At 71.3% G+C, this 16,841-nt stretch carries 12 protein-coding genes and 1 tRNA gene; 2 read left to right on the top strand and 11 right to left on the bottom strand.

Annotated elements, in window-relative coordinates; translation table 11 throughout:
- Nucleotides 1-3: 3 nt before the first annotated feature.
- From AB0316_RS12565 to AB0316_RS12515, 11 genes are all read right to left on the bottom strand, one after another.
- Nucleotides 4-1,569 carry a Re/Si-specific NAD(P)(+) transhydrogenase subunit alpha gene (locus tag AB0316_RS12565; protein WP_366273359.1) on the bottom strand — a complete coding sequence of 522 codons (1,566 nt, stop codon included), beginning with the start codon at nt 1,567-1,569 and terminating at the stop codon, nt 4-6.
- A 142-nt stretch (nt 1,570-1,711) separates the two neighbouring features.
- Complete coding sequence (locus AB0316_RS12560; RefSeq protein ID WP_366273358.1) at nt 1,712-2,515, bottom strand: DUF4328 domain-containing protein; 804 nt, start codon at nt 2,513-2,515, stop codon at nt 1,712-1,714.
- Between the two features lie 108 nt (nt 2,516-2,623).
- Nucleotides 2,624-4,069 (bottom strand): DUF2252 domain-containing protein, encoded by a 1,446-nt coding sequence (locus AB0316_RS12555; RefSeq protein WP_366273357.1) that lies wholly within the window; start codon nt 4,067-4,069, stop codon nt 2,624-2,626.
- A gap of 21 nt (nt 4,070-4,090) precedes the next feature.
- Entirely contained in the window at nt 4,091-4,480 is a 390-nt protein-coding gene (locus tag AB0316_RS12550) for an SHOCT domain-containing protein (RefSeq protein ID WP_366273356.1), read from the bottom strand.
- Between the two features lie 96 nt (nt 4,481-4,576).
- The gene (gene argS / locus AB0316_RS12545) at nt 4,577-6,337 is read right to left on the bottom strand and encodes an arginine--tRNA ligase (RefSeq protein ID WP_366273355.1); all 1,761 of its coding nucleotides are present in this window, start codon (nt 6,335-6,337) and stop codon (nt 4,577-4,579) included.
- 73 nt (nt 6,338-6,410) lie between these two features.
- Complete coding sequence (locus AB0316_RS12540) at nt 6,411-7,895, bottom strand: hypothetical protein (protein WP_366273354.1); 1,485 nt, start codon at nt 7,893-7,895, stop codon at nt 6,411-6,413.
- Nucleotides 7,896-8,031: 136 nt separating this feature from the next.
- Nucleotides 8,032-9,684 carry an AMP-binding protein gene (locus AB0316_RS12535; RefSeq protein ID WP_366273353.1) on the bottom strand — a complete coding sequence of 551 codons (1,653 nt, stop codon included), beginning with the start codon at nt 9,682-9,684 and terminating at the stop codon, nt 8,032-8,034.
- Nucleotides 9,685-9,687: 3 nt separating this feature from the next.
- On the bottom strand, nt 9,688-11,490 hold the full coding sequence (locus AB0316_RS12530) for an MFS transporter (RefSeq protein ID WP_366273352.1): 1,803 nt from the start codon (nt 11,488-11,490) through the stop codon (nt 9,688-9,690).
- A gap of 34 nt (nt 11,491-11,524) precedes the next feature.
- Entirely contained in the window at nt 11,525-12,121 is a 597-nt protein-coding gene (locus AB0316_RS12525) for a phosphatase PAP2 family protein (RefSeq protein WP_366273752.1), read from the bottom strand.
- The gene (locus AB0316_RS12520; protein WP_366273351.1) at nt 12,121-13,470 is read right to left on the bottom strand and encodes a diacylglycerol kinase family protein; all 1,350 of its coding nucleotides are present in this window, start codon (nt 13,468-13,470) and stop codon (nt 12,121-12,123) included. Before AB0316_RS12520 ends, AB0316_RS12525 begins: the two co-directional genes overlap by 1 nt.
- A gap of 205 nt (nt 13,471-13,675) precedes the next feature.
- Nucleotides 13,676-13,748 (bottom strand) — tRNA-Arg (locus AB0316_RS12515).
- 407 nt (nt 13,749-14,155) lie between these two features.
- Between AB0316_RS12515 and AB0316_RS12510 the strand changes: the two genes are divergently transcribed.
- Nucleotides 14,156-16,000 (top strand): phosphoenolpyruvate carboxykinase (GTP), encoded by a 1,845-nt coding sequence (locus AB0316_RS12510; protein WP_366273350.1) that lies wholly within the window; start codon nt 14,156-14,158, stop codon nt 15,998-16,000.
- 180 nt (nt 16,001-16,180) lie between these two features.
- Nucleotides 16,181-16,714: a DUF6328 family protein gene (locus tag AB0316_RS12505; RefSeq protein WP_366273349.1), complete on the top strand. Its 534-nt coding sequence runs from the start codon at nt 16,181-16,183 to the stop codon at nt 16,712-16,714.
- Nucleotides 16,715-16,841: the final 127 nt, after the last annotated feature.

Below are 16,841 nucleotides of genomic sequence, written 5' to 3'. Positions count from 1 at the left end.
GGCTCAGCCCTTCCTGAACATCGTGAGCATGCGGCGGGTCACGGTGAAGCCACCGAAGATGTTGATGCTCGCGATCAGCGTCGCGACGAAGGCCAGCACGATGATCACCACGTCGCTGCCCACCGACGTGCTCGCCGCTCCGAGCTGGAGCAGCGCGCCCACGAGGATGATCCCGCTGATCGCGTTGGTCACCGACATCAGCGGCGTGTGCAGCGCGTGGTGCACGTTGCCGATGACGTAGTAGCCGATCACGACGGCGAGCGCGAAGACGGTGAAGTGTCCGAGGAAGCTGGTGGGCGAGACCGCTGCCACGGCAGCGAAGACGACGGCGGCGACCGCCATCCCGACGTACCTGCGGCGCGGGTCGCGTTGTCGCTCGGGTTGCTTCGCCGCCTCCGTGCCGTATGCCGGCTGCTTGGCCACCGGGGCCGCGCTCACCTGGATGGCGGGCGGGGGCCAGAGCAGCTCGCCGTCGCGGGCCACGGTCATGTTGCGCTGGACGACGTCGTCGAAGTCGAGGACGAGCTGCCCGTCCTTGCCGGGCGTCAGCAGCTTCATGAGGTTGACGAGGTTGGTGGCGTAGAGCTGCGACGCCTGCGTCGGGAGCCGCGCCGCGAGGTCGGTGTAGCCGATGATCGTCACGCCGTTGTCGGTGACGACGGCCTCGTCGGCCACGGACCCCTCGACGTTGCCGCCGTTGGCGGCCGCCATGTCCACGATGACGGAGCCCGACTTCATCGAGGCGACCATCGCCGCGGTGATGAGTCGGGGGGCGGGTCGGCCCGGGATCAGCGCCGTCGTGACGATGATGTCGACGTCCGGGGTCTGCGCTGCGTAGAGCTCGGCTGCGCGACGGTCGTACTCCTCGCCCATCTCCCTGGCGTAGCCGTCGCTCGACGAGTCAGCGGCGTCGACCTCGGGCAGCTGCACCGCGAGGAACTCGGCTCCCATCGACTCGACCTGCTCGGCGACCTCGGCGCGGGCGTCGGTGGCGCGGACGATGGCCCCGAGGGAACGCGCGGTCCCGATGGCGGCGAGCCCGGCCACGCCCGCGCCGGCGACGAGCACCTTGGCCGGCGGTACCTTGCCTGCTGCCGTGACCTGCCCGGTGAAGAAGGACCCGAACCGGTGGGCGGCCTCGACCACGGCCCGGTAGCCCGCGATGTTGGCCATCGAGGACAGCACGTCGAGGGACTGGGCGCGGCTGATGCGAGGTACGGCGTCCATCGCCATGGCGGTGACCCCGGCGGCCCGCAGCTTCTCGACGAGCTGCGGGTTGAGTGCCGGTGCCAGGAGCGAGACGAGGACGGCGCCCGGGTGCAGCAGGCCGATCTCCTCGTCCGAGGGAGCGTTGACCTTGTGGACGACAGGCGAGCCCCACGCCTCCGGGGCGGTGACCACGCGGGCGCCCGCGACGGCATACGCCTCGTCGGAGAAGCTCGCGGCCTCGCCGGCCCCGCTCTCGATCACGACGTCGTAGCCCAGGGCGACGAGCTGCTCGACGGTCTTGGGGGTCGCGGCGACGCGCGTCTCGCGGGGCCGAGTCTCACGAGGGACACCGATCTGCACGCTGGGCTCCTTCGCTGGGTGGGCGCTGGTGCCCCGAACCTAGGGCACGACCGGCCGGTTCGGTGGCCCACCGCTCGGCACGTCACACAAATGACGCCGCCACGTGCGGCCCGTCTCCGGTGCCGAACGTCGGCCCAACGGCTCAGCGGCGCGTGAAGCTCGTGATCCTCCCGACGATGCAGGCCAGGAGGACGCCCGAGGCCAGAAAGGCGACGCACGTGAAGATGTCGAACCGGAGGCCGGCGCGAAGGACCGTCACCAGGTCGCCCCGGGTCGTGAGGTCTGCGCCGACGCCCGTCAGCCAGCCTCCGACCAGACCCACGAACAGCAGGCACCAGGCCACCCACCACGCGGACACGAGCCTCGGCGTGCTGCGGTCGACGGGCCCGTCGAAGATGCCGTCACGAGCCCGCTCGGTGCCGTGCCACAGGTCGCGCAGCGCGTTGGGGGCGAGCACGAGGTTGGCGACGGGGATGAGCCAGCCCCCCACGGCGAGGCTGGTGCCGCGGGTGTAGACGTTGTGCGCGGAGCGGTCGGAGGTCCACACCTGGTGCAGCCAGACGAGCAGGACGACCGCGGTGACGACGGCGACCCTGCTGCGCACCCACGTGAGGTCCTCAGCGATGCGGACGAGGCCGACCGCCTCGACGAGGTCAACCTGAGCGGGTTCCCGCCCGGCGAGGAGCCGGTCCACTCTGGACTCCAGCAGGGCGAGCGGGAGGCTGCCGAACGCCAGGAGGACCAGCAGGCCCTGAGCGGCGCGGGCGAGCACCGGGGTGGAGCCGCGCCACGGCTGCACCCTGACGACGTTGCCGTCGGCCGTGAGGCCGCTCGGCCTCTGTGCCGGCGCGGGTGTGGCGACGGTGGGCGGACGGCTGATCAGGGCATACGGCACGTGGGCGGGTGCGGTCGGGACGGCGGGTCGCTCGGGCGGCTGATGGCTCATCTTCTTCTCCCCTGTGGGTTCGGACGTCTCGAACCTAGGCAGCCGCCCGGGTGCCCCGCTGCCGCCATCCACAGGGCACCTCGCGCTGCCGCCGAGGGCCCCGCGTCCTCAGAGGTCCGTCGTCGCCGGCAACCGCCCGGACTCCACCGCTGCCGCGAGCGCGGCATGGTCCCGTTCGTTCTGGTCGGCGTAGGCGCCCGCGAAGTCGGCCACCGCCTCGTCGAACTCGGCCCCGGGCCCGTCGGACGCACCGTCCGGGGCGGCGGGCCCCGGCGGGGTGCGCAGATAGGAGGCGATATCCCGTGGATCACCGGAGCGGGCATGTGCCCGGGCCAGGGTCCACGCACACATCTGGCCGAGCAGTCCCAGCGTCACGGCGTCGAGGGTCTCGATCTCGTAGCCGCCCTTCCAGTCGCGGAACTGCCGCACGTAGAAGTCGCGCCCCACCCCGTCGAGCCCGGTCACGTGCTGCCACCCGAGAAGGATGTCGCTGCTCGCCTGCATCAGGCGCTGGCCCTCGACGACGCGCCGGCCCTGGTTGTCGAGCGCCGGCCACGGCAGGTGGGCGGCCAGCACCGACTCGGCCGCCTCCTTCGCCTGCAGCAGGAGCGGGTTGGCCAGCTCGTCCACGAGCAGCAGGAGCCAGGCGCGGGTTCCCACCGACCCGACGCCCACCGCCTTGCGGGCCATGTCGACCACCTGGAAGCGGTCGATCAGCACCCGACGATCCGGCTGGAGGCTCGCGCGGTACTGCCCGAGCAGCTCGTCGAGCAGCTTCCTCAGGTCGCCGGCCAGCTCCGGCGCCAGCTCACGCAGGGGCACGAGGATCGGCGGGTCGCTGACGAACCGCCGCTGCCCGAACTCCGGCGTCGTCAGCTTCGCCACCGCGTGGGCGGCGTCCTTGCCCCGCGACTTGCTGACGACCTTCCGAGTGGTCGCCCTCGCCGACTTCGGCAACGCCTTCATCAGGCGCGGCAGCCCCGGCTGCAGCTCGGCGCGGGCGTACCAGACCTCGAGCGCCGACTGCCCGGCGAACTCGGCCATGGACTGCCGGTAGGAGCGGACCGCCGCGACCGTCAGGGCGCGCCGCTCCTTGCGACGCAGCCCGTTCTCGCGGCCGGCGATCTCGAGGCTGGCCGCGAGCCGCTTCACGTCCCACTCGAACGGCCCCGGCCAGGTCTCGTCGAAGTCGTTGAGGTCGAAGACCTGCTTGCGCTCCGGCGTGCCGAAGAAGCCGAAGTTGGAGACGTGCGCGTCACCGCACAGCTGGGCAGTCAGCTCGGAGCTGCCGCTCGCCGCCAGGTCGGCCGCCATCACCGCGGCCGCCCCGCGGTAGAACGCGAACGGCGAGGCCACCATCCGGCCGTAGCGCACGGGCAGCAGCTCCGGGACGCGGCTGCGGCCCTGCTCCTCGAGTATCGCCAGGGCATCGCGCTCCGGCCACGACACGAGCTGCGCGTGCGCAGGCAACGGCATACGTTCGGTCGCGTGGGCGACGCGCTCGGTGCGGGCCTGCGAGCTCCTGGCGAGGCTGTCGGCGGGTGCGGACGTCATCGAAGTGTCCTCTCCGGCGGCTCAGGCGGCCAGGGCCTTCTGCTTCAGGGCAGTGAACTCGTCGGGGGTGATGGCGCCCGAGTCCAGCAGCTCCTTGGCCTTGGCGATCTGCTCCGCCCCGGACCCCGAGCCGTTGCTGGTGGCGACGGACCGGATGTACTCGTCCTGGGCCTGCCGAGCCTGCTCGTACTGCGCGGCAGAGCGCTCGCTCATGCCCCGGCCGCGGGCGATCAGGTAGACGAGCGCGGTGACGAGCGGGAAGACGACGAGGCACACGACCCAGATCGCCTTGAACCAGCCCGAGAGGCCCTTGTCGCGGAAGAGGTCGGTCAGGATCCAGAACAGCGCCATGAGGTAGGCGGTGAAGGCGAAGAAGACGATGATGAACCAGATGATGTCCCAGAACGACATGTCGGGGCGCCTTTCTCGTAGGGCAGCGCCCGCTCGGGCGTGCTCACCTCAGCGTCGCCGCGAGCCTCAGACCCGGCATCATCCTCAACGGGTGAATCACATCTGGTCGGGTGACTCCAGCCCCAGCATGTCGAGACCACTCGTCATGACCCGCAGGGTGAGCGCGCACAGCGTCAGGCGCGACTCCTTGACCTCGTCGCGCTCGGCCTTGAGCACCGGGCAGTTCTCGTAGAAGGCGGAGAACGCCTGCGCCAGCTCGAAGAGGTATGCCGCGAGCCGGTGCGGCTCATAGGTGGCGCCGACCTCGGCGACCACGTCGCCGAACCCGAGCAGGTGCAGGCCGAGGGCCCGCTCGTGCGTCTCTCCGAGCAGCAGGGGCGCGTGCTGCGCCGTCGGGTCGAGGCCCACCTGGCGGAAGATCGAGCGGATCCGGGCCACGACGTACTGCAGGTAGGGGCCGGTGTTGCCGGTGAGCGCCACCATGCGGTCGAGGTCGAAGACGTACTCGCTGTCGTGCGCGACGGACAGGTCGGCATACTTCACGGCGCCGATGCCGATCTGGCGGGCGATCGTGGCGCGGGTGGCGTCGTCGAGGTCGGGCCGGTTGGCGTCGATGAGGGCCTGCGCCTTGTCCACGGCCTCCTCGAGCAGGGCCATGAGGCGCAGGGACGCGCCGGAGCGGGTGCGCAGGATCTTGCGGTCCTCGCCGAGCACGTTGCCGATCTGCACGTGGACCGGCTTGACGTCGTCGGGGAGCCACCCCGCCCGGCGGGCGGTCTCCCAGACCATGCTGAAGTGCAGAGCCTGCGGCGCGCCGACGACGTAGAGCACCCGGTGGGCGCCCAGCGTGGACACCCGGTAGCGGATCGTCGCCAGGTCGGTGGTGCCGTAGTTGTAGCCGCCGTCGGACTTGCGGATGATGAGCGGCACCGGCTTGCCCTCCCGGCCGGTGTAGCCCTCGAGGAACACGCAGAGCGCGCCGTCGGACATCGTCGCGAGGCCCTTGCTCTCGAGCTCGTCGCAGATGGCCGCGAGGTGGTCGTTGTAGGTCGACTCGCCGGCCAGGTCGTCGTCGGTCAAGGTGACCCCGAGCGTCGAGTAGACCTTGTTGAAGTACGCCTTGGACATCCCGACGAGGTCGTGCCAGTGCTTGAGCGTCTCGGGGTCGCCGGCCTGCAGCTTGACGACCCGCGCCCGCGAGCGCACGTCGAAGTCGCCGGCGCTGCCGTGCGGCTCGGCCTTCTCGGCGGTGTCGAACTTCGTGCGGGCGGCCTGGTAGAAGGCGTTGGGGTTGGTGACGAGCAGCTCGGCCTCGGGCGAGTCCTCGCCCACCTCGAGGAGGTGCTCGATGAGCATGCCGAAGGGCGTGCCCCAGTCGCCGATGTGGTTCTGCCGGATCACGTTGTGGCCCAGGTGCTCCAGCGTGCGAGCCAGCGAGTCGCCGACGATCGTCGTGCGCAGGTGCCCGACGTGCATCTCCTTCGCGACGTTGGGCGCGGAGTAGTCGATCGGGATGTTCTCCGACTGCTGCAGCGGCACGCCGTTGCGCTCGTCGGCCTCGACGTCCTGCAGGAGCGAGGCGAGCCAGGCGTCGGCGAAGGTCAGGTTGATGAATCCGGGGCCGCTCACCTCGACCGTGTCGCACACGCCGTCGAGGTCGAGGGCGTCGACGATCCTCGCGGCGACCTCCCGCGGCGGCATACCAACCTTCTTCGCGAGCGCGAGCGCGGCGTTGACCTGCACGTCGGCGAACTGCGACGGGCGCAGCACCGGGTCCGCGTCGCGGAACTCGTCGCCGAGAGCGGCGGCGATCGCGGACTGGACCTTGGGCGTGAGCGCGACGAGCGGGGAGACCATGCGGGCCAGTCTATTTGCGCCGCTCGAGTGCCCGCGCCCCGGTTTCCCGGTGGCGCGGGCACCTCAGACCGGGTCACTCCCCCTGACGGTTGAAGCCCGCGCGGCGGGCGGCGTCCTCGTTGTAGAACCACACGTCGGGCTCGACGTCGTCGTAGCCGGCGTCGCCGGGTGCCACGAAGGTCCGGCTGTCGCGAGTGGCTTTGACCGCATGGCCCATGGGCTGCGCGCCGTCGGCGATCGGGGCGGCCGAGCCGAGCCCGAAGCCGCCGTCGACGACCTCGTCGAAGCTGGACGTACGCCGGCTGCCGGCTTCCTGACGTCCTGCCGAGTCGCTCTCGCCGGCCGTCTCGTGACTGCTTGTGGTGTCGTCCTCGTCCGGGAACGCTGCGGCCGCGGCGTCGGACGCCGGCTCGGCCTCCTCCCGGCGCGGGGCGTCGCCGCCAGGCTCGACCGCCTCGGCGGTCTCGTCGACGTCATCGCTGGCGTGCGAGTGCGGCGCCATGTCGACGTCGAGGCCCTCGTCGGCCGGCTCCTCGCTGTCGCCGGGTCCGTGCTGGCCGGGGGTCGTCGCCCAGGGCTGTCCGCGGTGGTCGCCGGGGTCACCCGCCGGCGTGCCGCCCTCGGCGATGACGTCGTCGCGGTCGGCGAGCGCCGGGACCTCGACCTGGTGGGGCTCGTCGATGGTGGCCACGGGGGGCTTCACCGAGCCCTCTGCCGAGGGGGTGGCGGTGCCGGACGTGGGGGCGCTGTCCGTCGTGCGGCCGGCGTCGACTCCCGCGGCGCCCTCGGTGTCGGTGGTCGCATCGTCGGTGGTCGCGTTGTCGGCGGCCGTGATGTCGGCGGACTCAGTGTCGGCGGTCTCGGCGTCGGCGGTCTCGGGTGCGGGGTGCTCGGTCACGGTCGTGGACCTCTCCTCGGGGTGCGTCGTCGCATTCCCAGTACCCACTGCCGTCGTCCCGGGTGCGGCGAAGGGGTTCTCGGCGTCCGCCAGGTCGTCCTCGTCCTCGTCGTCCTCGTGCGTGAACGATGCGGCGACGACCGCGGCAGCGCCCACCCCCGGTGCGCCGAGCACACCGGCTCCGCCGAGCGCACCGGCCGCGCCGACCGTCTCGGCAAGGCGCCGCTGCTCGGCCTCCTGCTCCGGCGTCCGCTCCTGCGGCCGCTCCGGCGTCTGCTCCTCGACGACCGGCACCGCTGTCGGGGCATCCCGCACCTCGGGAACGTCCCACAGCACGCGGGAGTCATGGACGTCCCGGGCATCGCGGGCCTCGCGGCCCTCCCGAGCACCGGCAGCGGAAGGGGCGTCCGGGGCCGTCGGCGTGGCCGGCCGCACGGGAGTCGGCGCCGCGGGCGCAGCCGCAGCCGGGGCGGTGTTGCGGACGCGGGGCTCGGGAGGCAGGTCGGCCCGACGGGCGACGCGGCCGCGCTGCTCACTCGCCTCGAAGCGGCGTGCCTCGGCGGCGCGGCGTCGTCCTGTCGAGACGAACAACCAGATGATCACCGCGACGACCGCGACCGCCACCACGATCCACAGCGCCGTCTTGCCTGCGTCTGACATGCCATCCCCTCACGATCCACGCAGTCCTCGCGACCACGTCCCCGGCAACCTACTGTGCGCCGGGGCACCCCGGTGCCACCCGCGCCGTGCCCGGTCGCGAGTGGAGCAGCACCGCAGGAGCGGGGACTCCGCGGGTTCAGGCCAGTCCGAGCCTCTTCGCCGTCGTCTCGCGCATCTCGACCTTGCGGATCTTGCCCGTCACCGTCATCGGGAACTCCTCGACGATCTCGACGTAGCGCGGGATCTTGTAGTGCGCCAGCTGACCCGAGCAGAACTCGCGCAGTGACTCGGGCGTGAGCGGGGTCGCGCCCTCCTTCATCCGGATCCACGCGCACAGCTCCTCGCCGTACCTCTCGTCCGGGACGCCGATCACCTGGGCGTCGAGGATGTCGGGGTGGGTGTAGAGGAACTCCTCGATCTCGCGCGGGTACACGTTCTCACCGCCGCGGATCACCATGTCCTTGATGCGTCCGGTGATCTCGACGTAGCCGTCCTCGTGCATGACGCCGAGGTCGCCCGTGTGCATCCAGCCGTCCTCGATGGCCTCGGCCGTCTTCTCCGGCTGCTCCCAGTAGCCGAGCATCACCGAGTAGCCCTTGGTGAGGAACTCGCCGGCCTGCCCGCGCGGGAGCGTCTCGCCCGTGGCCGGGTCGACGATCTTGATCTCGAGGTGCGGCCCGACCCGGCCGACCGTGCCGACCTTCTGCTCGAAGGTGTCGTCGGTGCGGTTCTGCGTCGACACCGGGGACGTCTCGGTCATGCCGTAGCAGATCGTCATCTCCTCGATGCCCGAGGCGATGAGCTTCTTCATCAGCTCTGCGGGACAAGGGGATCCGGCCATGATGCCGGTGCGCACCGTCGATAGGTCGTACGAGTCGAAGTCGGGCAGGTTCCACTCGGCGATGAACATCGTCGGCACCCCGTAGAGCGAGGTGACCTTCTCGTCCTGGGTGGCACGCAGCGTCGCGGCAGGGTCGAAGCCGGGTGCCGGGATGACCATGCAGGCCCCGTGCGAGGTGCAGGCGAGGTTGCCCATCACCATGCCGAAGCAGTGGTAGAAGGGCACGGGGATGCAGACGCGGTCGGCCTCGGTGTAGCGGCACAGCTCGCCGACCATGTAGCCGTTGTTGAGGATGTTGCGGTGGCTCAGCGTCGCGCCCTTGGGGAATCCCGTTGTGCCCGAGGTGTACTGGATGTTGATCGGCTCGTCGTTGGTCAGGCTCGACTGCACGCGCGCGAGCTCCTCGGCACCGACCTCGTCGGCGCGGGCCAGCAGCTCGTCCCAGTCGGACGTGCCGATGTAGACGACCCGCTCCAGCGAGTCGATCTCGTCGCGGACCTCCTCGACCATCCCCCGGTAGTCGCTCGTCTTGAACGACTCTGCCGACACGAGCGTCGAGATGCCCGCCTGCCCGAGGACGTAGTGCAGCTCGTGCGCCCGGTAGGCCGGGTTGATGTTGACGAGGATGGCGCCGATCTTGGCCGTCGCGTACTGCACGAGCGTCCACTCGGAGCAGTTCGGCGCCCAGATGCCGACCCGGTCACCCTTGCGCACGCCCGAGGCCAGGAGCGCGCGGGCCAGCCGGTCGACGTCGGCGCGCAGTGCGGCATACGTCCACCTCTTTCCCTGCGCGACGTCGACGAGCGCCTCACGCTCGCCGAAGCGCTCGGCGGTGGCGTCGAAGTTGTCACCGATGGTCTGCTCGAGCAGCGGCGGCTCGGTCTCGCCCCGGGTGTGCGAGAGGCGCGGGTCGAGCTCGGTCGACGGGTGGGTCTGCACTGCGGTCATGGGCTACTCCCGGGCGGCGTCGGACGGTCTTCCCTCACCCAACCGCCGCTCCCCCGCCTGCGCAAGCGATGTGGGCGTATGCCGTGTCGCCGGCTCCCGCACGACGTCTCCCTTCGCCTCGGGCTCGGTGACCCCCGCGTCCCCTCCCCGGTCAGGCTCCTCGTCGCGGTCCGCGGCCGCCTTCTCGTCCCCCGTTCCGTCCTCGTCCTCCTCGCTGCCGGGCGCCAGGCGCGGGATGCGGCCGGTGAAGAAGAGGGCGCCGGCCGTCAGCAGGGCGGTGACGGCGAAGGCGTTGCGGAGCGCGTCGAGGCGGGCCTGGGCGTTGACCTGCATGATCGCGTCGGCGGTGGTGCCCGTGACTCCCGCCTCTCCGAGGGCCTGGCTCAGCTGTGCGTCGGAGATGAAGGGCACGCCGCTGACGAGCTGGGTCGAGGCCCGCGTCTTGACCGACTCGGGGACGGCGGGGTTGTCCTGGATGCCGGCGATGACCGACGCCGTCAGCGTGCCCAGCAGCACCGAGCCGACCAGCGCGGTCCCCAGGGAGGCCCCGAGGTTGGTGCCGGTGTTCTGCAGGCCGCCGACCTCGGCGCTCTCCGAGTCGGGCACGGCGGAGACGGTGACGCTGCCGAGCTGGGAGGCGAGGGCGCCGAGTCCGAGACCGATGAGCAGCATCGGGATCGCGACGACCGCGGCGTCGGCTCCGGGGTCCATGCCGCCGACGAGGACCAGCTCACCGGCCAGCACGAGGACGAGGCCGGCCCGGACCACCCGTCGCGGGTTGGCGGCGGGCCAGACCTTCGGCACGCCGGCCGCCGACACGAGCAGCGCGAACGACAGCGGAAGGATCCGCACGCCGGTCTGGAGGGCGTCGAGCTGGAGCACGACCGACAGGAAGAGCGGCACCGCGAAGAACGTGCCGGCCTGGATCATGTACTGCGCGAAGAACATCGTCAGGCCACCGGTGAGCTCGCGGTTGCGCAGCATGACCGGCCGCAGCAGCGGCTCGCGACCGCGGCCGACCAGGCGGCTCTCCCACCGCAGGAAGAGCAGGACCACGAGCAGGCCGAGCAGGATCAGCCAGATCGACAGCGAGGCCCCGAAGAGCGAGGGAGCCCCCGGCTTGGGCACCACCCAGCCCCACTCGTCCGTGCGAAGCACGCCGAAGACCAGCGACCCGAGGCCGAGCACCGAGAGCAGGGAGCCGACATAGTCGACGCGGGCGGGCACCGGCGGCACGTCGGCCATCCGGCGCAGGAAGGCGAGGATGACGAGGACGATGACGACCTCGCCCGCGAAGACGTAGCGCCACGAGAAGTACGTCGTCACGGCGCCGCCGATGAGAGGTCCCGCGGCGACGGCCATCGCGCCGGCCGCGGCGACGAGGCCGTATGCCGCGGAGCGCCGTTCGCGGGGGAAGTTGGCCGCCACGAGCGCCACGATCGCCGGCATGATCAGGGCTGCGCCGATGCCCTCGAGCAGGGACCAGCCGAGGAGCAGGACGCCGAGGTTCGGAGAGAGGGCCGTGGTGAGCGAGCCCGCCCCGTAGACGAGCAGGCCCACACCGAAAGCCCTGCGGCGGCCCAGGATGGTCCCCACCTTGCCCCCGGTGATCATCAGCGTCGCCATGACGAGGGTGTAGAGCGTGATCGCCGTCTGGATCCCGCTGATCGTGGTCCCGAGGTCGTTGGCGACGACGGCCATCGAGACGTTCATGACGGAGCTGTCGAGCGTCATGAGGAACTGGCCGGAGGCCAGCAGGGTCAGCACGACCGCGGCTCCGGACCGGGCAGACGAGTTGGGTGGCACGCTGTCATCGTGAGCGCGGGCCGGCCCGCACGCCTCACCCCGAGTGGATGAACCGGGAGCCGCCATCGGCGCGGCGACGCGCCACTGCCCGGGCCAGGTGGAAGGTCGTCGAGCCCATGCTGGCGCCGATGAAGGCCCCGGCCATGACGTCGCCGGCGTAGTGCACCCCGGTGTGCACCCGGGAGTAGGCGACCACCGTCGCGGCGAGTCGCAGTGCCGTGTCCAGCTCGGGGGCCGCGGCCCCGGCCGCGGTCGAGAACGCGAAGGCCGACGCCGTGTGTCCCGACGGCCAGGAGTGCGAGGCGGGCATCCGGACACCGTGAGTGCGCACCGAGCCCTCCAGCGAGGGGCGGCGGCGCTTCGGGCCCTGCTTCACGAGGAGGTTGACGGTGGCCGAGGTGGCCCCGACCGCCACCATGCCGAGCATCGCCGCCCGGCGCCGCCGCGGGCCCGTCGCGGCCATCGCCGCCGCGACGCCCATCCAGAGCACGGACCGGTCGGCGGCACGCGAGACGCGCGCCAGGGCACGGTCGATCTGCGGCGTGGGCGTGGCGTGCACGGCGGCGTAGACGGCGCGGTCGAGCTCGATGACCTCGCGGCCGGCCTGCCGGAGCCTCGGGGGGATCTCCATCACCGCCGCGCTCCTCGACGTGAGAAGGACGCGAGGTGCCACAGCTGGGCCCAGTTCCACGTCGGGCGCCGGGGAGGCACACCCGGGCGGTCCCTCGGGACGCGGACGCGCAGGGCCTTCGGGCGCACGCTGCACCGGACGGGTGTGGGGACCATGACGGACTCGCCGTCGATGCCGACCGGGATCTCCGGGTCCTCCGCGGAGATGACGGCTTCCGGAGCGGTCACGGCCACGAGGCCCTGCTGCGTGGCGCCGCGCATCAGCCCGACCGCCTGTCGGGGGCTCTCGGCCCGGACCGACACGACGCCCAGCCTCCCGGAGTCCAGTCGCGCGCGGCGCCCGAGCCCGGCCAGGTCACCCATGCCGTACGGGTTGTCGCTGACGAGGACCGCCTGCGGATGGTCGACGACGATGCCGTCGACGTCCAGGCGCAGGTGCGGCCCCAACGCGCCGCTGAGCAGGTCGGGCAGCACCTCCAGGGTCGTGCGTGCCTTGTCCTCGCGGTAGCCGGGGCTCTGGACCGCTGCGGCATAGGCGCCGAACGAGGCGTTGTTGACGAACGTCCGACCGGCGATGACGCCAAGGTCGACGCGCAGCTCGACGGCGTCCTCGCCCAAAGCTGCGAGGCAGGTGGAGGGGTCCTCGCGGTCGAGCCCGAGGTCGAGGGCGAAGTGGTTGCGCGTGCCGGCGCTGATCACCATCAGCGGCACGTCGTGGTCGGCGGCCACTCCGGCGACCAGGGCCTGGGTACCGTCGCCCCCGGCCACGCCGAGCAGGTCGGCCCCACGGGCAACGGCCTGGCGAGCGAGCTCGGCGACGTCGATGACCTCGGGCCCCTCGAGCATCGCCACCTCCGCCCCCAGCGCCTCGGCCTTGGCGCGCAGGTCGAAGCGGGCGACCTTCCCGCCACCCGAGCGCGGGTTCATGATCACGAAGGGGTGCTGCGGCGGCGGCGCTGCCTGCTCGGGCATGCCCTCCCCCGCGTCCTCGGGCATCAGCGCCAGCCGGCTGGCACCGACGGCGAGGGCGAAGACCACGACGCAGAGCAGCACGGGGAGCACGAGGCCGTTGAGTGCGACGAGCAGCACCAGCCCCACCGGGAGCACCAGGAGAACGAGCAGGCTCAGGGTGCGCCGCCAGCCGCGGAACGCCAGGAACGAGTACCCGGCCGCGAAGAAGCCGACCACGACGACTGCCACCGCCAGGAACAGCCGCACGTCGTGGGTCGCGGCCGCGACCGCCAGCCCGACGACCCCGAGGGTCACGAGGAGCAGGGCCAGCCGCGCCCACCACGACCGGCGTCCACCACCGGAGAGGTCCTCCTTGCGCTCCAGCTCGACGTCGGCCATCGCCTCGACCCTTCCGCCGGGGAGGGCTCGCCACGGCGGCGGATCCGCACGTGCCGCACCTCCGATCCACCCACGATGCGGCGGGGGCGGGGCGGCGCTCATCACCTGTTGCGGGCGAGATCCGGACGCCTGACGAGGGGCTCAGATGCGAACAGCCCCGGCCGCACGAGGCGGTCGGGGCTGCTGCTTCTGTCTCAACACAGAGTGCACCCGTAGGGATTCGAACCCCAAACCTTCTGATCCGTAGTCAGATGCTCTATCCGTTGAGCTACGGGTGCTCGTTCCGTCACCGGGAGGAACGAAAAGTTACCTTAGCGCCTCGGGTGCGCAACCACGAAATCGGCTCCTCGCAGCGCCCACGCGGCGCGCCCCACCGACTCCGGCCCGCACCCGCCCCACTCTCACCAGCGCCCCGGCGGTGCCGCACTGAGTGCGCCTGCAAGATCTGCAAGAACCCGGCAGTCCGTTGTCGAAAAGCTTGCGGCAGAGCGCTGGTGTGAGCCGTCTCACCGGGCTCCGTCGGCCGGACGGGTAAAGGGAGTGAGGGTGGCGGCTACCTTGAAGCCATCACGTCATCTGCTCAGCATGTGGACACGTCGAGCCCCACTCGGGCTCCTCCGCGTGCACCTGCCGAGCAGCTTCGAACCGGCACGACGTGGTGCCGGGCGGCACCGCGCGCGAAGGGATGGGCCCCGAGTTGACCACGACCCACGAGAAACAGACACACACGACGCATGCGGGCCTGGCCGCATGGGTCGAGCAGGTCGCCGAGCTGACGCAGCCACGCGACATCCGCTGGATCACCGGCTCCCCCGAGGAGTGGACCGAGCTGACCGACCAGCTCGTCGAGGCCGGCACGTTCGTGCGGCTCGACGAGAGCAGGAAGCCGAACTCCTTCTACTGCGCGAGCGACCCGACCGACGTCGCGCGCGTCGAGGACCGGACCTTCATCTGCTCCGTCGACGAGAAGGACGCGGGCCCCACCAACAACTGGATGGCGCCCGACGAGATGAAGGCTCGGATGACCGAGCTCTACCGGGGCTCGATGCAGGGCCGCACGATGTACGTCATCCCGTTCGTCATGGGCCACCTCGACGCCAAGGCGCCGATGTTCGGTGTCGAGATCACCGACTCCGCCTACGTCGCCGTCTCGATGCTCGTCATGGCGCGCTGCGGCGACACGGTGCTGCACAAGATCGAGGAGACGGACGCGGCATACGTCCCCGCTCTCCACTCGGTCGGCGCCCCGCTCGCCGAGGGCCAGGCGGACGTGAAGTGGCCGTGCTCCGACACCAAGTACATCGTGCACTTCCCCGAGGAGCGCATGATCTGGAGCTACGGCTCGGGCTACGGCGGCAACGCGCTGCTCGGCAAGAAGTGCTACGCCCTGCGCATCGCCTCCGCGGTGGCCCGCGACGAGGGCTGGATGGCCGAGCACATGCTCATCCTCAAGCTCACCTCGCCGAAGGGCTCGGTGCACTACGTCGCGGCGGCCTTCCCGTCGGCCTGCGGCAAGACCAACCTCGCGATGATCACCCCGACCATCCCGGGCTGGAAGGCCGAGATGGTCGGCGACGACATCGCCTGGATGCGCTTCGGTGAGGACGGCCGGCTGTATGCCGTCAACCCGGAGTTCGGGCTCTTCGGCGTCGCCCCCGGCACGGGTGAGTCGACCAACCCCAACGCGATGGCCACCATCGAGAAGGGCAACTCGGTCTTCACCAACGTCGCCCTGACCGACGACGGCGACGTGTGGTGGGAGGGCATGACCGACGAGCCGCCGGCGCACCTGACCGACTGGCTCGGCAACGACTGGACGCCCGCCGACGGCGAGAGGGGCACCAAGGCGGCCCACCCGAACAGCCGCTTCTGCACCCCGGCCAAGCAGTGCCCGATGATCGCGCCGGAGTACGACAACCCCGACGGCGTGCCGATCGAGGCGATCCTGTTCGGCGGCCGCCGCAAGACGACCGTGCCGCTCGTCTACGAGTCGCGCGACTGGACGCACGGCACCTTCATCGGCGCCACGCTCTCGTCCGAGACGACTGCCGCGGCGACCGGCGCCGTCGGCGTCGTGCGGCGCGACCCGATGGCGATGCTGCCCTTCATCGGCTACCACGCCGGCGACTACATGAACCACTGGCTCGAGATCGGCAAGAGCGCGGACGCGTCCAAGCTCCCCCGCATCTTCGGGGTCAACTGGTTCCGTCGCGACGAGGAGGACGGCTCCTTCCTCTGGCCGGGCTTCGGCGAGAACAGCCGGGTCCTCAAGTGGGTCGTCGAGCGCCTCGAGGGCGTGGCCGACGCCGTCGAGACCCCGATCGGGTTCGTGCCGACCGAGGACTCGCTCGACGTCGACGGGCTCGACATGACGCCCGAGCAGGTGGCCAAGGCCCTCAAGGTCGACGCCGCCGACTGGGAGAAGGAGCTGCCCCTCATCCAGGAGTGGTTCGACAAGTTCGGCGAGCAGCTCCCCGCCGAGCTGTGGGCCGAGTTCGACGCCCTCAAGGCCCGCGTCAGCGCCGGCTGAGAGGTCGGTCCGGTCGCCTGCTTGCCGGCGGGCGGCGGACGACGTGATGCAGGGCCCGGCACCTCCTCGGTGCCGGGCCCTCCGTCATGTGACCCGCCGGTCACCCGAGCACGTATGCCGCGTCGCCGGCCACGCGGCATACGTGCACTCATCCGCGGCGCGGACGGGTAGGGGACAGGCATGAGCGACGGGGAGCAGGGATACACCCGGGACGAGAGCGAGGCGCAGCGGCTCGACCGGAACTTCAACGAGCAGCTGCAGGAGCTGCGCATCGTCCAGACCGGTGTGCAGATCCTCTTCGCCTTCCTGCTCACCATCCCCTTCCAGCAGCGGTTCACGAGCCTGACGCACCTGCAGCGCGGCATCTACGTCGTCACGCTGCTGGCGATGGCGATGAGCACGCTGCTGTTCATGACACCGGTCGCCATGCACCGCATGCTCTTCCGCGAGGGGCTCAAGGACTGGGTGGTGCGGCACACCGACACGCTGATCGGCACGGGCCTGTTCTTCCTCGGCACCGGGATCGTCGGCGGGGTCGTGCTCGTCCTCGACGTCCTGCTGCGCAGCTCGGTCGCGTTCTGGATCGGTGGCGTGCTCGCCGTGCTGGGGATCTGCCTGTGGGTGCTGCTGCCCCTGTCGCAGCGCCGCCGCGGCAGACGCGAGGACGCCGTCGAGGCCGCGGGCGAGAAGGAGGGCGGCGCCTCCCCCGCCTGAACCGTCGAGAGGCCAAAGTTGGCGGGTGCTACACCGGGCGGTTTCAGAGAGCTGTTGCAACGAGGTGGTTGTTGAGGGCTTGTGCGGGAGTCTGCCAGTTCAGGGTTTCGCGGGGGCGGCCGTTGAG

Origin of the sequence: Terrabacter sp. NPDC080008 (assembly GCF_040702505.1) — a bacterium.
GTDB lineage: Bacteria > Actinomycetota > Actinomycetes > Actinomycetales > Dermatophilaceae > Terrabacter.
Note: the sequence above shows the minus strand (reverse complement) of the source record. Positions and strands in the feature narration are given on the sequence as shown.

Coding starts and splice junctions, on each gene's coding strand:
- AB0316_RS12540 (WP_366273354.1), bottom strand. CDS start 7,895: ATGTCAGACGCAGGCAAGACGGCGCTGTGGATCGTGGTGGCGGTCGCG.
- AB0316_RS12535 (WP_366273353.1), bottom strand. CDS start 9,684: ATGACCGCAGTGCAGACCCACCCGTCGACCGAGCTCGACCCGCGCCTC.
- AB0316_RS12520 (WP_366273351.1), bottom strand. CDS start 13,470: ATGGCCGACGTCGAGCTGGAGCGCAAGGAGGACCTCTCCGGTGGTGGA.
- argS (WP_366273355.1), bottom strand. CDS start 6,337: ATGGTCTCCCCGCTCGTCGCGCTCACGCCCAAGGTCCAGTCCGCGATC.
- AB0316_RS12555 (WP_366273357.1), bottom strand. CDS start 4,069: ATGACGTCCGCACCCGCCGACAGCCTCGCCAGGAGCTCGCAGGCCCGC.
- AB0316_RS12525 (WP_366273752.1), bottom strand. CDS start 12,121: ATGGAGATCCCCCCGAGGCTCCGGCAGGCCGGCCGCGAGGTCATCGAG.
- AB0316_RS12560 (WP_366273358.1), bottom strand. CDS start 2,515: ATGAGCCATCAGCCGCCCGAGCGACCCGCCGTCCCGACCGCACCCGCC.
- AB0316_RS12550 (WP_366273356.1), bottom strand. CDS start 4,480: ATGTCGTTCTGGGACATCATCTGGTTCATCATCGTCTTCTTCGCCTTC.
- AB0316_RS12510 (WP_366273350.1), top strand. CDS start 14,156: ATGGGCCCCGAGTTGACCACGACCCACGAGAAACAGACACACACGACG.
- AB0316_RS12505 (WP_366273349.1), top strand. CDS start 16,181: ATGAGCGACGGGGAGCAGGGATACACCCGGGACGAGAGCGAGGCGCAG.